Raw genomic sequence first — 19,243 nt, 5'->3', positions numbered from 1 at the left:
AGTGACACCCGAACAAGACGGGGCACTTTTCTAATTTTGATCATATTTATAGGTCTGAATCATAAGCCCATGCAATAGTTTACCCGTAACCCTGCCCTCTGTCAAGTCAGGCAGCGGAGCGATTTCGGATACTTAAAGCAGGCATAACCGCCGGGTAAAACGTCTATTTGTCGTCGTCTTCCTCAAGCTCTTCATCCTCAAGCGTATCGGAATCCTCGTCCTCTTCGTCAAGATCCTCATCATCCAGAATCTCTTCGTCTTCCACATCAGCGTCATCGTCATCATCCGGGAACAGTTCATCTTCCCCGTCCTCGTCAACAGCATCGTAATCCTCATCGTCGGAATCGTACGTTTCTTCCTCTTCCACGAAGTCATCGTCCAGATCGTCATCCTCGTCATTAATAATGCGCGGACGTTTGGCGTTAGCTACCGGATCCTCGGAACGCTCAATCGGATACCAACGCTTCAAGCCCCAAAGGTTCGTACCGACACAAGCGAAACGCCCGTCGATATTAATCTCCGTATATAGCTGGGCAATGGCTTCATTAATCTCGGCTTCCGACATACCGCGAAGCTTCGCAACTTCGTTCATTAGATCACGGTAATAGTACGGCGTATTAGCCGCTTTCAAAATCATAAAGGCCAAGTCGACCATCGGAATCTCATGCACTTTCTCCGGGTCAAACTTCAAATTGAGCGGTGTACTCACTTACACACGTCCTCTCACACAATGTTTCAAGCAGAAGATTGAGGGAACCCCTCACTCATCCATTCTGTTCTTTATCACACATAAGTAAAACCTATTTGGAAGCAAAAAGCAAGTTTATTCTATACGCCGAAGCGGTTAAATTCGCATGTCCTTGCATGCTGCAGCTGGAATTCACCAGTTTGGCATCGGAGTTGTGTAAGGAGAGCCGAGCTTACGAATTAAAAGCAGGAGAGCACCAGAATCAAAAAGAAAAGAATCACCAGAATAATAGCAATTAAAGAGCTAAGTTTGGTAAAACGGATCGCCTTCTCGGATACTTCAGGCTCTTCCGCATACTTCCACCGCTCACCCCAGAGGATACTCTGCTCGGGATTAAAGTACGTCCATATCAGCAGGGCGAGTACGGGAAGGAACACTATAAACAGAAACATAACATCACCAATGGTAAAATCCAAACCTATCTCCTCCCTAATGACATCTTCGATTACTTTTATTGTAAAATAGTGTAAATTACATTGTCCATTCCAATGAGTCATGGACAAACATTGAAAAGACGGAGAGCAGCGCCCTCCGTCTTTTTGACTGTATCCGCTCTCTGAAGAGTCTTGAACGATCTTCAGAAATCGCAAGCTGAAAGCCGTTTACAGGCCTTCCCCACATCCTATGTGCTTTTCCTTGGTTTGACACGGTAATTGAGCACTTTATGCAAATAAATCACCCTGGGTGCCGGTCCCAACCTGGGGCTATTCAGCCTATTTCCCTCTATACAGGGCAGGCTCCCACTCCGGTTCCCTCTGCTGCTCATACAATACTGCAACCAACACGCTTTGTCAGAAGGGACTGCTTGCATGGACTACTCCCGATTCCTCCATTTTATTCAGGAACAGGCCGGAGCGGCAGCACACAAAGGACAACGGACGATTATCCGCTTCGCCCGCCCGGCGGCTTACCGCGAATGCTTAAAGCTGCTTAACCGGATGAAGCGTTCAAATCAGCCGCTGCGCCACATCCGCAGTTCCTCTCTGCTGCACGCTTTCATCTGCCCTTTTAAGGTGACCGACCTGCCCAGCGGCTGCAGGCACGGCCTTTATATTGAACATGACGCCCAAGTCAGCGTACATGCGGTGCCCGCCAGCGGACTGATGAACACACCTGAAATTCCTTGGGGTGTCCGTCATATTCAGGCGCCTGATGTATGGTCCTCCTCAACCGGCTACCAGGTACGCATCGGGGTTATTGACACCGGAGCCGATTTCAGCCATCCCGATCTCCGCTACTCCCTTGCAAGAGGGGTTAATCTGCTAAATCCCAACATGCTGCCCCATGATGACAACGGGCATGGTACCCACATTACCGGGACCATAGCTGGCTCCGGTGGTATACAAGGCATACTCGGAGTTGCCCCGCGCGCAACAATCTATCCCGTCAAGGCCTTTGACCATAATGGCGCGGCGTATGTATCCGACATCATTATGGGTATCGATTGGTGCGTCCGGAATCAGGTGGATATTATCAATATGAGTTTTGGTATGAAATCCAAGAACAAGTCGCTGCTGAGTGTAGTGAACAAAGCTCTTCAGGCCGGTGTTGTAATTGTCGCCTCCGCAGGCAATGACAATAAAAGCCGCAGCGTTGATTACCCTGCGCGCTATCCCCAGACCATCTCCGTAGGCGCGACAGACCGGAACCGCCGGATTGCCCGCTTCAGCAACAGCGGACCACATGTCGATATCTATGCGCCCGGGGAGAAAATCTACTCCTCCTGGGTTGGCGGCAAGCACAAGGAAATGAACGGGACGTCCATGGCGACTTCACACGTCAGCGGGGCTATCGCACTGCTGCTCGCACTCCGGCCGGGTCTCAGCCCTACCGAGATTAAGCAGCTGCTCCGCAGGACGGCCCGTCCGGTGGCCCCCGGCAAAAAAAAGGCCGTCCGGGGCAGCATCTCTCCGGTTGAGGTCAACGCACTCCGGCTGGTGAAGCGGGGGCTGAAGTAGGATGAGCTTCGAATGAGCAAAGCTCGGCATGGCCCCAATCAGGGACGCCCGGCGAGCGCTGCACGGTAAGTCCGCTCTGCGGGTCGCTCGTTGAGCGTCGGTGTGGTGCTCCGGGGTACGCACGAGCGCTGCGCGGTGTGGCCGCCTGTAACCGGGCGGCCTCCAAAAACAGCAAGGCCCCGCCCGGGAAATCCATGGGCGGGGCCTTGCTGTGGGGTCGGCGGCGGACATTCACGCCGCCGAAGGGAAAGCCCGCCGCGCTAAGCTGGCGGGCTCCCGGCCCTGACCGGACATGAGCCGGGAATCCGGCTACATGCGGTCCGGGGCCTCGACGCCGATCAGCGCGAGTACACGCGCGATCACGCGGCGGGTCGCGCCGAGCAGCACGAGGCGCGCGGCGGTCTGCTGCGCGTCTTCCGTGATGACGCGCTCGGCTCTATAGTAGCTGTGGAACAAGGAAGACAGTTCATACACATAACGCACGAGACGGTGAGGCGCGAAGTGATTCGCCGCTGTCTCCACCTCCTCAGGAAGCTCGCCGATCTTGCGGAGCAAGTCGTATTCGTGAGCAGCCGTGAGCTTCGTAAGGTCCGCATCCACCGGACCTGGAATGGCGATACCTTGCTCCTCAGCCTGACGGAAAATACTGCAGATCCGGGCATGCGCATACTGAACATAATAGACTGGGTTCTCATTGGAAGTGGAAACCGCCAGATCCATGTCGAAGTCCAGATGCGAATCCATGCTTCGCATGGTGAAGAAGTAACGGATCGCGTCCACACCAACTTCGTCCATCAGATCAACCATCGTGACCGCTTTCCCGGTCCGCTTGGACATTTTCACCTTTTCCCCGTCCTGGAACAGGCTGACCATCTGGGCAATCAGCACCGTCAGCTTGTCCGGGTCATTTCCAAGCGCAGTCATAGCTGCCTTAAGACGCGGAATATATCCATGGTGATCGGCACCAAAAATATTGATCATGCGGTCATAACCGCGGTTGTATTTATTGCGGTGGTAAGAAATATCCGGGGTGAGGTACGTATAAGTACCGTCATTCTTCACAAGCACCCGGTCCTTGTCATCCCCGTAGTCGGTCGTTCTCAGCCAGACCGCTCCGTCTTCCTCATAGGTCTGTCCCTTATCCTTAAGCTCCTGAAGGGAAGCTTCCACCTGTCCGCCTTCATAGAGCGAGGTCTCGCTGAACCAGCTGTCAAAATGAACACGGAAACGCGACAAATCCCGCTTGATCTTATCGAGCTCCTTCTCCAGCCCATACTTGCGCAGGAAGGCCACACGCTCGCCCGGGGTGCGTGACAGCAGAGCATCGCCCTGCTCTGCCACAAGCTCCTTGGCAAAACCTTTGATGTCCTCGCCGTGATAACCATCCTCCGGCATTTCAGCAGGCTGTCCAAGCTCCTGCAAATAGCGGGCTTCAATCGATTTGGCCAGATTGACAACCTGGTTTCCCGCATCATTAATGTAGTACTCACGTGTAACTTCATAACCGGCATAGTCCAGCAGGTTGCAAAGGGCATCCCCTACAGCCGCCCCGCGGGCATGACCCAGGTGCAGGCTTCCTGTTGGGTTCGCGCTGACGAACTCAACTTGAACCTTTTGACCTTGACCGAGTGAAATGCGCCCGTATTCGTCCCCCTGCTCATAAACCTGCTCAAGAACAGGATACAGATAGCTTTTGCTCAGAGTGAAGTTGATGAACCCTGGACCTGCAATCTCCGCCTTCTCAATGGAAGCGCTGCTGTGATCCAAATGCTCCAGGATCGCCTCAGCAATCTGGCGCGGGTTCTTCTTCGCAATCTTGGTTAACTGCATCGCCGCATTTGTAGCGAGGTCCCCGTGGGCTTTCTCCTTCGGCACTTCAAGCTTGATTGTCGGAATGTCTTCCTTGGCGGCAAGCCCTGCCGCCACAATAGCTGTGGTTACGGCCTCCGCCACCTTCAGGTTAATTTCTTCTAATGGATTGTGTGTCATTGTCTAAGCTTCCTCCTGTATATGTAAACTGATATCGAAATGACCCGCTAATTCATCATAGACATACAAATCATAATTCCACTTGGCGGTCCCTGATAATCCATCCAGGCTGAGGGAAAGCTCCCGGGTATCCGTGGACAGGTTGAACGAGGTATACGCCGCCCGGTAATGACCCGGAAGCTTCTTCCCCGCTTGAAATGTCTGGGAAGACTCTACCGCCCCGTGACGGATCAGCTTGAGCTCGCCCGGCGAGATTTTGACCATCACCCGGGTCACTTCCTCCCCGCTGGGGCCTTGGCCCAACTCTTCATATTTAATATAAATCGCGCCTCCAGCACGGAATACCTGCCCCTGGTAACGCTGAACCACTTCGTTCTCTTCTTGCAGGCTGGTCACTGTAATAGCCGCTGGTTTATGATCCGGCATTCTTCTTGCCCCTATCTGCTGAATCTATTGTACTATATATCGTTCATTCCATATACTATATCCAGTTCGTCCGCTCAGTTCAATGGCGGCACCGTTAAAATGCGTTTTTTCTCCCAAAAAGAATCCCTCAAACCACACAACCCTCCTTGGGAGGTTAACTCCTAAGAAGGGCTGTTATCCACTTGCAGACTAAATCTCTAATTGCTTTCTATGCGCTCTAGGCGGTCTATGCATCAGGCAGGGAGAACTTCTTGTTCCAGGATACCCCGCCGTCGTGGGTCACATACACCGCTGTATTGGAGGCATTTGTAACTGCCAGCCAACCGGTCTTGATTGAAGGGAAGGAAATTCTTGCATCAAAACCTGGAAGAACCGCAGGTACGTTGCTCCACGATTTCCCGCCATCCAAAGAGCGTCCGACGCCCACCTTGCCACCGGCTGGTGATCCACCTGCCAAATACGCAGCCGAGCTGCCGATGAGCTGCATATTGCCCGGATGCCCGCCTGGACTCGCTGGACCCTTCTTCACCAGTGCGGGTCCGGTACCCGGAGCCGGTCCTCCCCCAGCAGTGCTCTGAGCGATAATCCGTTTCCAATGTACCCCTCCATCATGACTCGCGTATAAGGAATACGATACCTGAGACATGCCAGACTCCCCATAGGCCAGAGCCCAGACCTGGCTGCCTTCAGCATACAATTCTCCTCCGAAAGCCGTTCCCGATGGAATTGTCAACACGGTAGCCCAGCTTGTGCCTCCGTTCACCGTCTTATGCAGTTTATACCCAACTCCCGGATGAACGGTTAGCGTAAAACCTTTTAGGGCTGATTTGTCTGTAAATACCGCTGCTCTGGTGTTGGCAGGTGTCTTGATTTTGGTCCAGGAGGTGCCACCATTCGAGGACTTGTAAGCCCCGTTCGAGGTATATCCTATGATATACTGCCCGTCCTGGGCATCCATCTTCTTAAAGACTTGCCCCGAGGTATTCAGCACCTTCCAATGAGAACCTCCATCGCTGGTGGCAATCAGCTTTGCCGCCGCTTCAGGCGAAGTTCTTGCGAGCGCAAAACCTGTCACATTGTTCGGGAATACGATCTGGTCAAACTGCCACTGACCCGTATAAATTTCCTGCCAGTTACACCCTCCGTTGGAGGTGCCAATAAGAAAACCGTTCCCGGCGGCCCGCCCGGTGGTATCACTCAAAAAGTTAACATCCGTAATATGAAGCGGGTCTAGAGTCTTTGAAGCATGCTGCTTCTGAAGCTTCTGTAAGAGACCGTGGTCCCCGGTCTGACAAGGGGCTGAGGAAGCTGCTTCCGCCACAGTTCCCTGTGCCGGAGCACTTGTCCCCAATCCCCAAGTTAAAGCCAAAGCCGCTGCAAGCAAGGCCGATCTGAACGTTCTTTTAGCCATAGCCAGTCCCTCCTTAAGGTTACATGCAAATCTAGCGATAACTTGGCCTTGATGCAAAGGCCGTTGGAGTCTGTATGTATATTTTTACCCATTCTGATTATAAATCAATATTTAATTCGCATGATGGCCTGAATGGAAATTGGCGGTATTACTTCTAATGAGAACATTTGTTTGGTATACTGTTATCGATTGTAAGTTTTTAAACTGGGTTCACAGCTTTTCATTTTGGCAAATTATAAGGGGGTCTGCCACCATGCCTGAAACCAAATATGAACATATTCAGACCAAACAGACCCTGAATCGGGTCAAGGAAGAACGCATGCCGTTCAATTGGTCCATTAATCCTTACCGCGGCTGTGCCCATGGCTGCAGCTTTTGTTATGCCCGGGCATTCCAGTCCTTCATAGGAAGAGGCGCGGAAGATGAATTTCAGCACCATATCGTGTTAAAAGACAACGCCCCCGAGGCTCTGGAAGCTCAGCTATCGCGTCTTGCCCGAAAGTTCGGGCAGGATATCGAAGCCATGCGCAGGCATGTGGGGGAGGTCACCATCGGAACGGCCACAGACCCGTACCAGCCTATTGAGGCCAAGTCGGAACTGACCCGCGAATGCTTAAAGCTTCTGGCCAAATACCGGATCCGTACCAGTATTACAACCCGCTCTCCGCTGGTTCTCCGAGACTTGGATATCCTAACTCAAATGAGCGACATATCCGTAAATATCAGCTTAAATACTCTGGATGTCGGAATTATCCGCAATATTGAACCCGCAACTCCGCACCCGGAGATGAGACTGGAGACCGTGCAGCAGCTCACCAGGCATGGAATTTACGCTGGCATCTTCGCCGCACCTGTGCTGCCACTGCTCACCGATTCTCAGGAGAGCCTAGATGCCCTGCTTGGCGCAGCCAAGAAACATGGAGCCAGATTCGCCATGGTCTCGCTGCTTCGCCTGTCCAAGGACGTGAAGAGCTGGTATCTCGCCACTCTCCGGACCAGTTATCCGGAGCTAGTCCCAGCTTACACCCGGCTGTACGGGCAAAGTCACTATGCGGACCGGCAGTATATCGGCCGGTTCAAGATGATGTCGGCAGCCCTGCTCCACAAGCACGGATTGTCCGGTGTGCCTGGAGGAGGAGAACCTGCTTCCTATACAGGCTCACAGCCAATGGACAGCCTAAGTCCGAAAGAGTACTCGCTTTCTGGCCAAGAGTTGGGTTCTGATTTAAATTCTGATTCGAGTTCTGGCCCGGACTTGAATCGCAGAATTCTCAAGCCCACGGCCGGCGTGACTCAAGCGGAAATTCAGCTAGAAGCCGAGCAGTTGTCTTTTGATTTTTAAGCTTAGAAGCATAAGCGCTTTCTGAATCCAAACGCCAAGCTCAAAACAACATGATCCGTTGGCCAGCCGCCCGTCACCCGGCCCGTTAAATTACCGTAATGTAGGCTCAACCTGGGGGCGGTTTGGCGGTTTGGCGGTTTGGCGGTTTGGCGGTTTGGAGATTTGGAGAGATACAGACTACTGCGGTCTCCATTCGCCCTAACCGAACCGTACGGATATCCTACACATGGAGCAGCAACTTGCAAATCCGAAAAAACGCCCTGCCCTAAAAGCCATATTGGCCTTAGGGCAGGGCGTTCCTGTCTTTAAGATTTGCGTTTCGCGGTTACTCCGCTATTTTACAAAGCCAAGCAGCATTTCACGGATCAGCTTGGCCGCAACAATTTGCGTCTGTTCCGTTGGATCGTAGATCGGAGCGACCTCCACGAGATCACAGCCCACCACGTTCACATCAGAGCCAGCAATCAGATGAACCGCTTCAAGCAGCTCCTTGGAGGTGATCCCACCCGCTTCCGCGGTACCGGTACCCGGAGCCGCCGATGGGTCAAGAACGTCAATGTCAATGGTGACATAGACAGGGCGGCGGCCAATCTTAGGCAGGGCCTGCTTCAGTGGAGCAGCCACTTCAAATGGATAGAAGTTGATGTTCTCCCGAGCATACAAGAACTCTTCCTTGGAGCCGGAACGGATTCCGAACTGGTAGATGTTCTTGCCGCCCATCAGCTCGGCCGCCTTGCGGACTGGTGTAGAGTGGGACAAAGGCTCGCCCTCATAATGCTCGCGCAAATCCGCATGCGCGTCGATATGAATCAGAGCCAGGTCCGGGTATTTGGCATAAACCTCCTGAAAGATTGGCCAGGAGACAAGGTGCTCCCCTCCTAGACCAATGGGGAACTTGCCGTCGTTCAGAAGACCGCGAACGTACTCTCCGATAACTTCAAGACTGCGGGCCGCGTTGCCGAAAGGCAGCAGCAGGTCGCCTGCATCGAAGTAGGTCATATCAACAATGCTCTTGTCGAGGTATGGGCTGTATTCTTCCAAACCTACAGAAGCTTGACGAATACGGGCAGGACCGAACCGGGAACCCGGGCGGTAACTAACCGTGAAGTCCATAGGCATCCCGTAGATCACCGCTTTGGACTCTTCGTAGTTGTCGGAGCTGCAGATAAATACGTTGCCGGAATAAGCTTGATCCAGTTTCATATAAACAGCCTCCTATTTCACCAGATCTTCAACGAATTTAGGCAGCACGAACGCAGCTTTGTGCAGGCGCGGTGTGTAGTATTTCGTCTCGATCTCAGGAATTTGAGTCTCGTCCACTTGCAGTGGATCATGAGTTTTACTTCCCATAGTGAACGTCCACAGACCACTTGGGTAAGTTGGGATATTCGCGCCATAGACACGAACGATCGGGAAGATTTCTTTGACGTCTTTGTTAACCTTTTGGATCAGATCGGCCTTAAACCAAGGGTTGTCGGTCTGGGCAACGAAGATCCCGTCATCCTTCAGAGCTTCATGAATACCTTGGTAGAAGCCGCGTTCAAACAGCGGAGCCGCCGGGCCCACAGGTTCCGTGGAATCGACCATGATGACATCGTATTTATTTTTATTTTCGATAATATGCATGTAACCGTCATTCACCAGCACCTCTACACGAGGATTGTCCAGCTCGCCGGCGATTTCAGGCAGGTATTTCTTGGAGTATTCAATGACTTTCCCATCGATTTCTACAAGTACAGCTTTCTCTACAGCAGGGTGCTTCAGCACTTCACGGATAACCCCACCGTCACCGCCGCCCACTACGAGCACGTGCTTTGGATTAGGGTGTGTAAACAGCGCCGGATGAGCAACCATTTCATGATAGACGAATTCATCTTTGATCGTAGTCATGACCATGCCATCTAGAACGAGCATGCGTCCAAATTCCTCAGTGTCAATCATCGCCAAATCTTGAAAATCCGTCTTCTCCGTTACAAACGTTTCCCGGATCTTCGCTGTAATGCCGAATGCCGGTGTCTGTTTCTCAGTAAACCACAATTCCATCGTATATACCTTCTTTCCGTCAGAATAGTGTTTAGCCGCCATATAAAGCCCCTAACCAAAACGGGTTCTCCAGTTACACTTCTTGCGAAAGCTTCACTTCCTATATTGTACCAAACAAAATGTATAATAACACAAGATGGGCAGGGATGCGACTTATGTCAGCAGGGTGTGAAATCTTCAGCAATATATGGATTGGAGAGCCTGATGAACAGCGGGTTAAACCCTACAACGGCATCTAATTTTCTTTGGTCAGATGGATATGTTGGATGAAAGAGGTTTAATTAAACTTAAGACAGTTGATAAACAGGACTACAGCAATCCCCAGCAAGATGATACCGCCGATTCTGTGCAGAAACAATGAGGATCGACCTGACTACACATCACCATCAAACAGCTGCCAATTTGAAAGAATCTATGATACTTTCGGAGCTATGAATAACCACATTTTTCATCCACCCTCAAACAACGGCGATAACAGAACTGCCAAAGAAACATGACGGTTAGCTGAGAGCTAATATTCCTGATATTCTAGATAAAAATGGACGTGGAGGTAATATTATGTCAGCAATATTAAAGGTTACGGGCTACCTTATTTTAGTTACCGGTTTTATCTTTGGTATTATACGCGGCGAATTTCTACTGACCCTGATTACCTGGTTCAGCATGTTCACATCAGGCATCATCTTCATCTCCCTAGGCATGATTCTTGATCGGCTCGCGGAGAATAAAACGAAATTGAACACAATTCTGAATAGGCTTGACTATGATCCATCCCTTAACAGTATCGGGAATTCCAAGTCATCGCTAAGTTCTCTGGCTGGATACACCATGAATTCCAAGGGAGAATAGGAGCGGGGCAGAGTGTTCATGCAGTTCTTTCTACAACTTGGCCACCATAGTTATGGAAGTTCCTACCACGCCGACCTCCCGAAAGCCAAACTTCTTATACAACCGGACCGCATAGTTATCGGGGTCCACACTTAACGAGACCTGTTTGATCCCCTGCCTGTGGACCTCATCTAGCAGTTTGCTCATTAGCGCAGTTCCCAACCCTTTGCCCCTGTAGGCCTCAAGGATAGCCATGCCAAGCTCGGGGGTCTCCTGATCCACATAACCGAACCCTTGGCTGATCTCATCAAACAACCGGCATGTGATGGAGCCTATGGATCGACCAGCTTCATCCATGGCGATATATCCGATGTCGCCCTTGCGGCCCCAGCCTTCCACATACTTAGCTAATGCCGGCTCCTTTAGAATGTCTCTGCTCACAGGAGGTTGCCCTGCTGGAACATAGATGGAAGCATAGAGCATCTCCCATAGAAAAGGAACATCCTGTACGTTGACAGCTCTAATCATATAATTCATCATTTCCTCCTATTCCTACTGAGTCCAGTCTGTCTTAGGGCTCCCGCAAATCTTTATAGTAAATCACGGTAGCATCCAGACTTCCCCCGGCTGACATAGCAAACCCGGGAATACGGCCTGCCTCGATATAACCGAGAGACTGATATAAAAGATTGGAAGGGTCTCCTTCCCTAGTATCGAGCACCAGCAGTGTACGACCTTCCTGATGTGCCGCCTCTTCGGCGGTCAGCATCAGCCGCTTGGCCAAGCCGTTCCGGCGGCTTGCCGGGTGAACCATGAGCTTGGCGATCTCCGCCCGGTGCAGCGCATTCTTCTTCCCTGCCAGTTGAAGCTGGACCGTTCCTATGATTCGGCCATCCTGAACGGCTGCCCACAATTTTACACCCGGTTCATTCACCTGCCTCCAGTAAGCATTCGCTTCCTCCACTTCAAGCGGTGGAAGAAAACCAACGGAAGCTCCCTCGTTCACAACATCAATAAGCAGTCTGGAGAGCTCATCAAGCTGTTCCGGTATTGCCGAGGTTAATTCAAGAATATCTATACTTGACCTCATCACATTCACTTCCTTCTGATTGTGATATTTGAATTGACAGCTGGAGGCTTCCTAGACCCGTTGGCCACCATCACATCTCCACATGCCTTAGAGTACAGAGCATAAAACTTCATAGCCGGATCGATCGTTTGCCAGGGGTAATCATCCCGTGCTGCTGTATCCTTAACTATGTACACCCTTCTGTGCCTGCCGCCAGGCCCGATTAAGCTCCGCTACGCTCGCGTAGCGGTCCTGACGATGGGTCTGGACGGCCTTCGCTGCGACCTTGTAAAGCTTCTCCCCAGCTTCCCATTTCTCCAGGGAACGGTCATGTTCTCCGCCGAGCAGACCAAAAGCTACCGCGCCCATAACGAACACATTCGTTATCCCATCAATGGTGGCATCAAGCCGGAATTCTTCCGGAGCCATGAAACGGCTGGAGCCCCACAACCTGCCCATCCGATTCACAAATGCTCCCTTATGATACAAGTCTATATCACAAACCGTGGTCTTATTAGAACTGAAGTTGTAAAGGATACTGCCATCATAAAAATCCACGGCCACATATCCCTGACGCTCGACATGCTCGTGAAAATCAAAAATTTCATTCTCCGAACAGACTCTCTGCATGATCGGCAGCTGCTTATATCTGTAATAAGGGGAGTCTGGATGCTCCTACTTGGCAGGTGGAGGAAACGACCAATGCGGATGGAGATTCTCCCCTTCATTCCATTCGAACACGGCAGCGTATCCTTGACCGGCTGGTCCATGGCCGCACAGCTTGATTAAAGCAGGATGATCTAAATCCTCATACACCCTAACGGCCTGCTGAAGTCGGGCAACAGCCGCCTGAACATCTCCAGAATACGCTAGCGTGGGAGCTCCGGCGTATTTGATGAATTTGTTCCCGGATGGAGTCGTTACGCCAAACGACAAATTGCCGGAGTCCTGCTGGTCAAACACCGCAAACACCTTTCCCAAAGCCACCAGCCATGCAAAATCGTGGGGCGCCCTAAGCTGCCAGGAGACGCCGTCCATAGAGTAAGTTACCGTATGCACAGAATCCTTCAAAGAAACCACTCCTTATTGGGCTCAGCCATTTCCGTCTACAGACTGTAATCAATACTCACCCTCCGCCCTTCTGCGGAAGATAACAGCATCGCATCCATCACCAGCTGCACCTGATGACCTTCCAGGAAAGTGGGGACATCCCTCTGACCCGAAGTGTCCGTCTTCGCTCTGGTCAGCGCATGGTAGATTCCCTGGGCCATCTGGGATAATCCGTTATAATATAGATTTGCCGGTGAGGACAGAGACTTAGGAAGATGACAGGTGGGTACAGAAACCTCCCGGTAATCGCCGCCGGTACTGATCCAAATCTCCCGGTCGTTCTTCATATGCAATGTCCCTCGGGTGCCGAAGATCTCCATTGACCAACCGTTCCCCTGAACAGCCGGATAGAACAATTCCATGGCAAAAGACACTCCACTCTCAAATCGCCCTAAAGCGCTAAAAGCATCATCGGCATCCCGGATTTCGGTAGCGTTATTCCCTTCATATCTTGGGACATGCGTATTTAGCTCGGCGTAGACGGTAGTAATCCGCTCTTCCATCCACCACATCAGAGAGTCAATCATGTGTGAACCTATGGCATAGAGCATGCCGCCACCGGATGATCTCCTTGCCTCCCATCCTCGTGGGGCAAAGACCAGGCTCTGATATCCTGAGAAGCTCCCCTGATACTTGATGTGCTGAATCTCCCCCACAGCCTTCTGACTCAGCAGTTCCTTGATCCGCTGTCTCACCGGGGTCAGCCTCCATTGAAAGTTAACAAAGCCTTGCATTCCCGATTGATTCAGGCCTTGAAGCATGCTCTTGGTCTGGTCAGCGCTGAGTCCGAGAGGCTTCTCACACAGAATGTTGACCCCCTGTTGGAGGGCGGCCAAGGCCATTTCACAATGTCGGTCCGGCGCTGATGCAATGGTGACCAGATCCAGGTTCTCCTGCTCCAGCATTTGACGCCAGTCCGGATACAGCTTCACGGCCGCAAGGCCTCTTTCTGTCATGTCGGTGATTCCCCGGTGTACACTGGCCACCGATTTCACTTCAAAGCCTTCATGCAGGGCGAATATAGGAGCATGTACCGACGCTCCAAATCCTGTGCCTATGATACCAACCCGAATTTTAGCCATACGGTCTTCCCTCTCCTTCCACTTGAGCATTCTTACCTGACTGTACTCCGTCCCATACCAATGATCAGAGCAGCGTGGTTGTGACCAACCATGCACACAGACCAACAAGGAGCGCGATCCATCTCCTTTGCCAGGGAAATGAACGGTTAAACAGGAAGTATAATAAAGACAGCAGAAGCGAGAACACGTATATCGCGTAAACAAATAACATAAGAGGAAGGGACGCAAACAAGGTGAGTTCGCTGAGCAGTTTATTTTTAAATAGATTAAACCCCACGACCAGCACACTTCCGGACACAGACAGGATAAGAACAAGCTTATATAAAAGCTTGGCTCTGAACTCTTTAACCAGAGGATCCATAGTTCACCTCGTTCCTAATGGCGGTCAATACCCCTAATTTCCTAATCAGATGATGACGAGGAATCTGCGTTCCTGGCGTTCTAACGAGGTTTATTTCCGGCCAACTCATCCAGCTTATTCTCAATCCGCTCCTGCCTTTGGCTGCTATCTCTGGAGATCCTTGACCGATTTCTAAGGGTCCTGACTAAGACCACAATCAGTAAGGCAGCCAATACTAGGAAAATTAAGGTAATCACCGCGCTCTCCCAGACAAAGCTCATATCAAACCACCCTCCTCCTCAGACTCTTTTTCCAGTATGTTATGCTTGCTTAACTTGCCTACTCCCAGCCCTCGCTTACAAACCACATGGAGCTGTGATCTCTGCGCACTGCTTCAGCCACATAAGGTATGGTATCCACAGGAAGCTCATGAATGTTGAACCACCTAAGATCCTCGCATTTATGGGGCTCGCAGTTCATGATTTCTCCTTCCCAGGCGTGGACCTTGAGGTAAAAGTCCACCCACTCGGAGCTTCCATTGCGTCTGTGCATCACACCCACAACCTCGATCCCGGACGGGTCAATAACCACTCCGGCTTCCTCCTTCGCCTCGCGGACTGCCGCGACCTTTACCTCTTCTCCCCCATCCATTCTACCTGCAACAACACTCCACTGCCCATCGGCATACCCTGTTCCAGCCCGTTTGAGCAGAAGGACCTCCGTTCCCTCATTGCGATAAAACAGAAGCAGCACGGCTCCATAAATAATAGGTTCTGTCATCAAGCTCCTCCACCATTCCATAATGTATGTATAATTTCTTGTACGCCGCCGAATCCATTGTGCTTCACCGCCTAGTTACAGTAAGGCTTTGATAACAGCAAGATACTCCCGAATCAAATTCATCGGCTTTAAATATAGCGGGGACTCTCCAGCCAAGCCGTATACCTCGTTGTACCCTAACGATCTTGCGATATACTTCGCTCTGAACATGTGAAAATCACTAGTCACAATCAGAATCTTAAGGCTCTTCCCGCCCCGGCCCTGGATGATCGTTTTGGAGAACAATAGATTCTCCTTGGTGCTGGTAGAGCGGTCTTCCAGCAGAATGCGTTCTTCGGATATTCCCCTATCCACCAAATACCTCTTCATGGCCTCCGCTTCCGTGATGTCCTCCCCCGGTCCCCTTCCGCCCGATACAATCACCGGGACGGCCTTATGCTGGTTCAGATAGGGTAGACTGGCATCCAGACGCTGCTTCAGCGTTAACGACAACTCCGTTCCCTTCAGCCCTGAACCTAAGATAATCACATAATCCACTCCTCCCGCAGGCTCGTCATGTGTCCCAAACCCAGAAAAAACGAAAGCTTCCACGACTAGAAAAGAAACCGCCACGAGTACCGCTGATGCGGTCACTGCCCTCCGCAGAATCACATGCCGCTTCCAATCTATCATCCGCACGACCAACACAATTAGGGCAGCCACACAGATAAACGCGGCAGTGAAGTTCTCTCTGAACAGTACGGCAAGGATCAGACAGACGACCGCAAGGGGAACCTCGATGTACAAGTTCGGACGCGCATCTTCAGGCCAAAATTTCATCCTTATTCCCCTCCACACCGTGTTCATTCTGCTCTACGATAGCACACGACCCAGCCTGATTGGTCATCCTAGGCTGGGTCTTATAGTCACTTCCAATATTATACACCCCTCGATGCAAAAGAGGTAATTCCATAGGATTAGATAGCTAAAGCTTCATTAATTCACTCCGGTAGTTCAATATATTCAGAAACTCTCGATTTCAAAATCTCCACGAGCTCTTCATCCATGAATGGGTACTCGTCAGGAATATCCAATCGGATGACTTTTTTGCCGTAAAGCTCTGCCCCAAATTTCTCTTGAAGCCTACGGGCATGCTTTTTCTCCATGACAAAAATAAGATCAGCCCATCCAATGTGACCAGCCGTCACTCTGATTCTTGCACTCTCTTCCGTGCCCGCCGATCTGACCTGATACTGATCATGCCGGCTAAATATTTTCTCAGCTGTCAGGCTTCTCCACTTATTGCGACTGCAAACAAATAAAAGCTTAATTCCAATCAACTCCAATGAGTAGAAATTAGAGGAAGAGATCTTTCAGCTCCTGATCACTTGAATCGAACAACTCCAGCAGGGCTTGATAAGGGTCGCCGGATAGACCCAGCAGCTCAGCAAAAGCGGGTTCCGTCTTAACTCCCCCAGCCTTCAATCTTATCACATCTTGCTTAAAGTCCTCCCCGTATAGCCGCAGCATCCGGTGCTCAATAAGCATGTGCTTATATCCATTCTGCTGCCTGGTAGGCACAGGCTGCCCAAAAATCTCTACAGGCCAAGCCTCCACTTGAAAGTTTGCTTTTATCCGCTTAAGTCCGTTCACCGATCTTCTAGACAGAGTAAATCCGTGGTAATGCTGAAAGCTCTCCATCAGCTCTTGTTCAAACCGGTCAAGGTCATATATCTCGCAAATGATATCCAGATCACTGCCATCCACCTCGATCCCTAGCGGAATCGTGCCGACTAGAATAGGAGTATACTCTTCCAAAATTTTAAGAAATCGGCCAGTCTGCAGGATTTCATATACTTGTCTCTGATTCTCGCCACCCTGCCGCAGATAATCTAGATTTAGCCAGTTGATAGGCTCCGCCCGATTCACGTTAGATACCCCCTTTGCTCAAAGTATATAGATGTGTGTACACAGTACATTCAATGAGCAGCACATCCCGTGACCCTGCACCTTCGTGTTAATTCAGGGCCGGGCGTCTTTGAGCTTATTCCACATTTCATTGAAGAAATCAGCTCCTCCCAGGAGCCAGTAGCGCTGGGCCTTCGGGACCCTCTCCATGAAATCCTGGTACAGCCCAGTCCAGCCTTCAGGAATGTAGTGCTCAAAGGACATGGGTTCTGGGAACTGGGAGCAGAGCAGCCTTTCATCAAAATTTACATAAATCGCTGGGATAAACTCAAGCACTTCATCAAAGCTGGCAAAAGCCTCCCTCAACGCCTCCAGAGTCTGTGATAGTTCAAGGGAAGTTACACGGCAGTCATCGATCCGATTCAAGAATTGCTCCGCCGTTGTTTCGTCCAGCACTTTAATGCCGAAACGGTCTTCCATCTCCACGTTCAGGAACCAATACTCCCTCTCCGAGACATACCAGCCCCATGTTCCGTGAAATGTCACTCCCACAATAATTGTTTGTGCATACTCAGGCATCAGCTTCATGTTGTATCTCCTAACACAATGGTTTTCACCTACTGGACATCTGCTGAATATCTGCCGACAAGCTTTTCAGCGGCAACACCAGGACATTACCAAAACTGGTTAATAGTCCCCTACACTCTCGCACTCCCCTTGCCGCAAAAATTCATCCAGCGTATACCTCGTGGAACGATCCGAAGGGGTGGAGTCCGGACGAAGGCATTTGTGGTACCGGTTGCTGCCCGGCACGGCCTTCTCTTCCTCCTCCTTGGTCATTGGTACCTCTACCATAATGCTGTCAATCCGCTCAGGCACCTTCTTCTGCCACTCGTAGAGAGTTCTGAACGCCTGCTCCATGTCTGCCGGATTCTTGGAGGGGATGGCTACCCTGAGCTCCTGAACCATGCAGTCTTCACGGTGAGCGCAGCCATAGGCCCCAAAGAAGGAACTGCCAGAGCCTGAGCTGTAATCAATCCGGTCAGGGGCCTGGAAGTTCTGTGCCAGCAGCTCCTCCTTATATTTATCATGAAGGTTGTACATTTTGCTGTTAGTATAGGAACGCGGGAATTCAAAAGGATCGACTTCCCCGCTTCTATTATCTACTAGGACTCTAAATACAGTTTGGTAGGAGTCATGAAGATGTCCGGTGACCTCATAGGCGAGATATCCGCCATGCATGAACACCTTGTCGATTGTGACACTCTCGTGGTATTTCTCCTGAATGAAGGCTTGCGCCAGCTCTCCCGCCTTCTCCTCACTGACCGGGCTGTAGCTGTACCAGACGAAAAATCCGACGATGAGAAGCACGGGTATAGCAAGGATTACACCAGAAATAATGGTTATAGTTCTAATGGATTTCATAAGTTCAAAACCTCTATTCTTGCATGCATTGTACAGTTCTCTACTTGAACAAGCGCTTTTGCCCGCTCAGTTATTCTCTTATATCCATGATGGGATGCCCCATGCCTCGGTTTGCCGTCACTCGATTAACATGAACTCCCCGATCTCCAAAGTGTAAAGAAGCTGATACCATTCAAGCACAACCGGAGGGACCCGCTTAAACTTGGCGTCCACAAACAGCTGCAAGTCCGGGATCACCTGATTATACTGATCCTGGATGTAATCAACGATAGAGCTAAGCTGGGTATATGCATCTAGGCCCGAGAGATCAAATCCCTTGTCCGCCAAAGAGGCGAATACCGGCTCGCTCAACAGATACAGCTTGGAGAAGTCGACGGTCAGCTTCCGGTTGCTGACATCAAACTCCTCTTTTGCGTGTTTGAACCGGTTAAAATAATCGCCTATGCCCATATAGATCTGATGCCTATACCCTTCATCATCCGTACACCAGATTTCAGCACGGCACACATCACATATGATCAAGCCCACCCTCCCGTGTCTTGAACCCGTGTAATGATACATCCCTCCAATCTGGTTCCGGCAGGCCAAGCAGTAGGCCGGTGTAATCTCCGTGTCCACCACCACACGCCCATTATTATAGAATTTGACGTTCACATCCAGAGCAGCGATTTCATCTGGATCGGTTAGCTTGGAAATTCCCATGTTACCACCTTTTCATGATCAGGAACGAGACCTGACTTCTAATTTTCTTTCTAAAGAATCGGGCTGGCAGTTGGCTTCATAAGGGGCCGCCCAGCTCAGAGTG

21 protein-coding genes and 1 pseudogene are annotated in these 19,243 nt (G+C 50.9%); 3 read left to right on the top strand and 19 right to left on the bottom strand.

Features of this window, described 5'->3' with window-relative positions:
• Window positions 1–163: 163 nt before the first annotated feature.
• A complete protein-coding gene (rpoE, locus tag BN6628_RS00655) occupies window positions 164–709 on the bottom strand; it encodes a DNA-directed RNA polymerase subunit delta (RefSeq protein WP_068612840.1) in 546 nt (181 codons plus the stop codon).
• 218 nt (window positions 710–927) lie between these two features.
• A complete protein-coding gene (locus BN6628_RS00650) occupies window positions 928–1,164 on the bottom strand; it encodes a DUF6199 family natural product biosynthesis protein (RefSeq protein WP_235847545.1) in 237 nt (78 codons plus the stop codon).
• Between the two features lie 393 nt (window positions 1,165–1,557).
• Between BN6628_RS00650 and BN6628_RS00645 the strand changes: the two genes are divergently transcribed.
• Window positions 1,558–2,706: a S8 family peptidase gene (locus BN6628_RS00645; protein WP_068612836.1), complete on the top strand. Its 1,149-nt coding sequence runs from the start codon at window positions 1,558–1,560 to the stop codon at window positions 2,704–2,706.
• A 309-nt stretch (window positions 2,707–3,015) separates the two neighbouring features.
• Here the strand turns inward: BN6628_RS00645 and argS are convergent, their stop codons facing one another.
• The 3 genes from argS to BN6628_RS00630 form a co-directional block, all read right to left on the bottom strand.
• Entirely contained in the window at window positions 3,016–4,695 is a 1,680-nt protein-coding gene (argS, locus tag BN6628_RS00640) for an arginine--tRNA ligase (RefSeq protein ID WP_068612833.1), read from the bottom strand.
• Between the two features lie 3 nt (window positions 4,696–4,698).
• On the bottom strand, window positions 4,699–5,121 hold the full coding sequence (locus BN6628_RS00635; protein WP_068612830.1) for a YwiB family protein: 423 nt from the start codon (window positions 5,119–5,121) through the stop codon (window positions 4,699–4,701).
• 226 nt (window positions 5,122–5,347) lie between these two features.
• The gene (locus BN6628_RS00630; protein WP_068612827.1) at window positions 5,348–6,532 is read right to left on the bottom strand and encodes a beta propeller repeat protein; all 1,185 of its coding nucleotides are present in this window, start codon (window positions 6,530–6,532) and stop codon (window positions 5,348–5,350) included.
• A gap of 253 nt (window positions 6,533–6,785) precedes the next feature.
• Here BN6628_RS00630 and BN6628_RS00625 point away from each other — a divergent pair, with 253 nt between their 5' ends.
• Window positions 6,786–7,874: an SPL family radical SAM protein gene (locus BN6628_RS00625; protein ID WP_068612823.1), complete on the top strand. Its 1,089-nt coding sequence runs from the start codon at window positions 6,786–6,788 to the stop codon at window positions 7,872–7,874.
• Window positions 7,875–8,207: 333 nt separating this feature from the next.
• Here the strand turns inward: BN6628_RS00625 and speB are convergent, their stop codons facing one another.
• Together speB and speE are read right to left on the bottom strand one after the other, a co-directional pair.
• Window positions 8,208–9,077, bottom strand: a complete 870-nt coding sequence (gene speB, locus BN6628_RS00620) for an agmatinase (protein WP_068612818.1) — start codon at window positions 9,075–9,077, stop codon at window positions 8,208–8,210.
• Between the two features lie 12 nt (window positions 9,078–9,089).
• On the bottom strand, window positions 9,090–9,917 hold the full coding sequence (speE, locus tag BN6628_RS00615; protein ID WP_068621803.1) for a polyamine aminopropyltransferase: 828 nt from the start codon (window positions 9,915–9,917) through the stop codon (window positions 9,090–9,092).
• A 558-nt stretch (window positions 9,918–10,475) separates the two neighbouring features.
• On the opposite strand from speE, the gene BN6628_RS00610 reads away from it, so the two are divergent.
• Window positions 10,476–10,766 (top strand): hypothetical protein, encoded by a 291-nt coding sequence (locus BN6628_RS00610; RefSeq protein ID WP_068612815.1) that lies wholly within the window; start codon window positions 10,476–10,478, stop codon window positions 10,764–10,766.
• 30 nt (window positions 10,767–10,796) lie between these two features.
• Here the strand turns inward: BN6628_RS00610 and BN6628_RS00605 are convergent, their stop codons facing one another.
• The 12 genes and pseudogenes from BN6628_RS00605 to BN6628_RS00545 form a co-directional block, all read right to left on the bottom strand.
• Entirely contained in the window at window positions 10,797–11,273 is a 477-nt protein-coding gene (locus tag BN6628_RS00605) for a GNAT family N-acetyltransferase (RefSeq protein ID WP_235847544.1), read from the bottom strand.
• 43 nt (window positions 11,274–11,316) lie between these two features.
• Window positions 11,317–11,835: a GNAT family N-acetyltransferase gene (locus BN6628_RS00600; RefSeq protein ID WP_068612809.1), complete on the bottom strand. Its 519-nt coding sequence runs from the start codon at window positions 11,833–11,835 to the stop codon at window positions 11,317–11,319.
• A gap of 162 nt (window positions 11,836–11,997) precedes the next feature.
• Window positions 11,998–12,885 (bottom strand): annotated as a pseudogene (locus tag BN6628_RS00595) (serine/threonine protein kinase).
• 35 nt (window positions 12,886–12,920) lie between these two features.
• Complete coding sequence (locus BN6628_RS00590; RefSeq protein ID WP_068612806.1) at window positions 12,921–14,006, bottom strand: Gfo/Idh/MocA family protein; 1,086 nt, start codon at window positions 14,004–14,006, stop codon at window positions 12,921–12,923.
• Window positions 14,007–14,447: 441 nt separating this feature from the next.
• Window positions 14,448–14,627 (bottom strand): hypothetical protein, encoded by a 180-nt coding sequence (locus tag BN6628_RS00580; protein ID WP_068612800.1) that lies wholly within the window; start codon window positions 14,625–14,627, stop codon window positions 14,448–14,450.
• A gap of 58 nt (window positions 14,628–14,685) precedes the next feature.
• Window positions 14,686–15,126, bottom strand: coding sequence for an NUDIX hydrolase (locus BN6628_RS00575; protein WP_068612797.1), 441 nt, complete (start codon window positions 15,124–15,126; stop codon window positions 14,686–14,688).
• A gap of 75 nt (window positions 15,127–15,201) precedes the next feature.
• Entirely contained in the window at window positions 15,202–15,945 is a 744-nt protein-coding gene (locus tag BN6628_RS00570; protein WP_204249252.1) for a YdcF family protein, read from the bottom strand.
• 161 nt (window positions 15,946–16,106) lie between these two features.
• On the bottom strand, window positions 16,107–16,436 hold the full coding sequence (locus BN6628_RS00565) for a low molecular weight protein tyrosine phosphatase family protein (RefSeq protein WP_187386155.1): 330 nt from the start codon (window positions 16,434–16,436) through the stop codon (window positions 16,107–16,109).
• A gap of 25 nt (window positions 16,437–16,461) precedes the next feature.
• Window positions 16,462–17,034 carry a DUF4269 domain-containing protein gene (locus tag BN6628_RS00560; RefSeq protein WP_068612794.1) on the bottom strand — a complete coding sequence of 191 codons (573 nt, stop codon included), beginning with the start codon at window positions 17,032–17,034 and terminating at the stop codon, window positions 16,462–16,464.
• 93 nt (window positions 17,035–17,127) lie between these two features.
• Window positions 17,128–17,601, bottom strand: coding sequence for a hypothetical protein (locus BN6628_RS00555; RefSeq protein ID WP_068612791.1), 474 nt, complete (start codon window positions 17,599–17,601; stop codon window positions 17,128–17,130).
• A 99-nt stretch (window positions 17,602–17,700) separates the two neighbouring features.
• Complete coding sequence (locus BN6628_RS00550) at window positions 17,701–18,438, bottom strand: PepSY domain-containing protein (protein WP_068612788.1); 738 nt, start codon at window positions 18,436–18,438, stop codon at window positions 17,701–17,703.
• A gap of 117 nt (window positions 18,439–18,555) precedes the next feature.
• On the bottom strand, window positions 18,556–19,140 hold the full coding sequence (locus BN6628_RS00545; RefSeq protein ID WP_068612784.1) for a hypothetical protein: 585 nt from the start codon (window positions 19,138–19,140) through the stop codon (window positions 18,556–18,558).
• Window positions 19,141–19,243 lie beyond the last annotated feature (103 nt).

Source organism: Paenibacillus tuaregi (assembly GCF_900086655.1).
GTDB lineage: Bacteria > Bacillota > Bacilli > Paenibacillales > Paenibacillaceae > Fontibacillus > Fontibacillus tuaregi.
Note: the sequence above shows the minus strand (reverse complement) of the source record. Positions and strands in the feature narration are given on the sequence as shown.

Coding starts and splice junctions, on each gene's coding strand:
- BN6628_RS00645 (WP_068612836.1), top strand. CDS start 1,558: ATGGACTACTCCCGATTCCTCCATTTTATTCAGGAACAGGCCGGAGCG.
- argS (WP_068612833.1), bottom strand. CDS start 4,695: ATGACACACAATCCATTAGAAGAAATTAACCTGAAGGTGGCGGAGGCC.
- BN6628_RS00635 (WP_068612830.1), bottom strand. CDS start 5,121: ATGCCGGATCATAAACCAGCGGCTATTACAGTGACCAGCCTGCAAGAA.
- BN6628_RS00630 (WP_068612827.1), bottom strand. CDS start 6,532: ATGGCTAAAAGAACGTTCAGATCGGCCTTGCTTGCAGCGGCTTTGGCT.
- BN6628_RS00625 (WP_068612823.1), top strand. CDS start 6,786: ATGCCTGAAACCAAATATGAACATATTCAGACCAAACAGACCCTGAAT.
- speB (WP_068612818.1), bottom strand. CDS start 9,077: ATGAAACTGGATCAAGCTTATTCCGGCAACGTATTTATCTGCAGCTCC.
- speE (WP_068621803.1), bottom strand. CDS start 9,917: ATGGAATTGTGGTTTACTGAGAAACAGACACCGGCATTCGGCATTACA.
- BN6628_RS00610 (WP_068612815.1), top strand. CDS start 10,476: ATGTCAGCAATATTAAAGGTTACGGGCTACCTTATTTTAGTTACCGGT.
- BN6628_RS00605 (WP_235847544.1), bottom strand. CDS start 11,273: ATGATTAGAGCTGTCAACGTACAGGATGTTCCTTTTCTATGGGAGATG.
- BN6628_RS00600 (WP_068612809.1), bottom strand. CDS start 11,835: ATGAGGTCAAGTATAGATATTCTTGAATTAACCTCGGCAATACCGGAA.
- BN6628_RS00590 (WP_068612806.1), bottom strand. CDS start 14,006: ATGGCTAAAATTCGGGTTGGTATCATAGGCACAGGATTTGGAGCGTCG.
- BN6628_RS00580 (WP_068612800.1), bottom strand. CDS start 14,627: ATGAGCTTTGTCTGGGAGAGCGCGGTGATTACCTTAATTTTCCTAGTA.
- BN6628_RS00575 (WP_068612797.1), bottom strand. CDS start 15,126: ATGACAGAACCTATTATTTATGGAGCCGTGCTGCTTCTGTTTTATCGC.
- BN6628_RS00570 (WP_204249252.1), bottom strand. CDS start 15,945: ATGAAATTTTGGCCTGAAGATGCGCGTCCGAACTTGTACATCGAGGTT.
- BN6628_RS00555 (WP_068612791.1), bottom strand. CDS start 17,601: ATGAAGCTGATGCCTGAGTATGCACAAACAATTATTGTGGGAGTGACA.
- BN6628_RS00550 (WP_068612788.1), bottom strand. CDS start 18,438: ATGAAATCCATTAGAACTATAACCATTATTTCTGGTGTAATCCTTGCT.
- BN6628_RS00545 (WP_068612784.1), bottom strand. CDS start 19,140: ATGGGAATTTCCAAGCTAACCGATCCAGATGAAATCGCTGCTCTGGAT.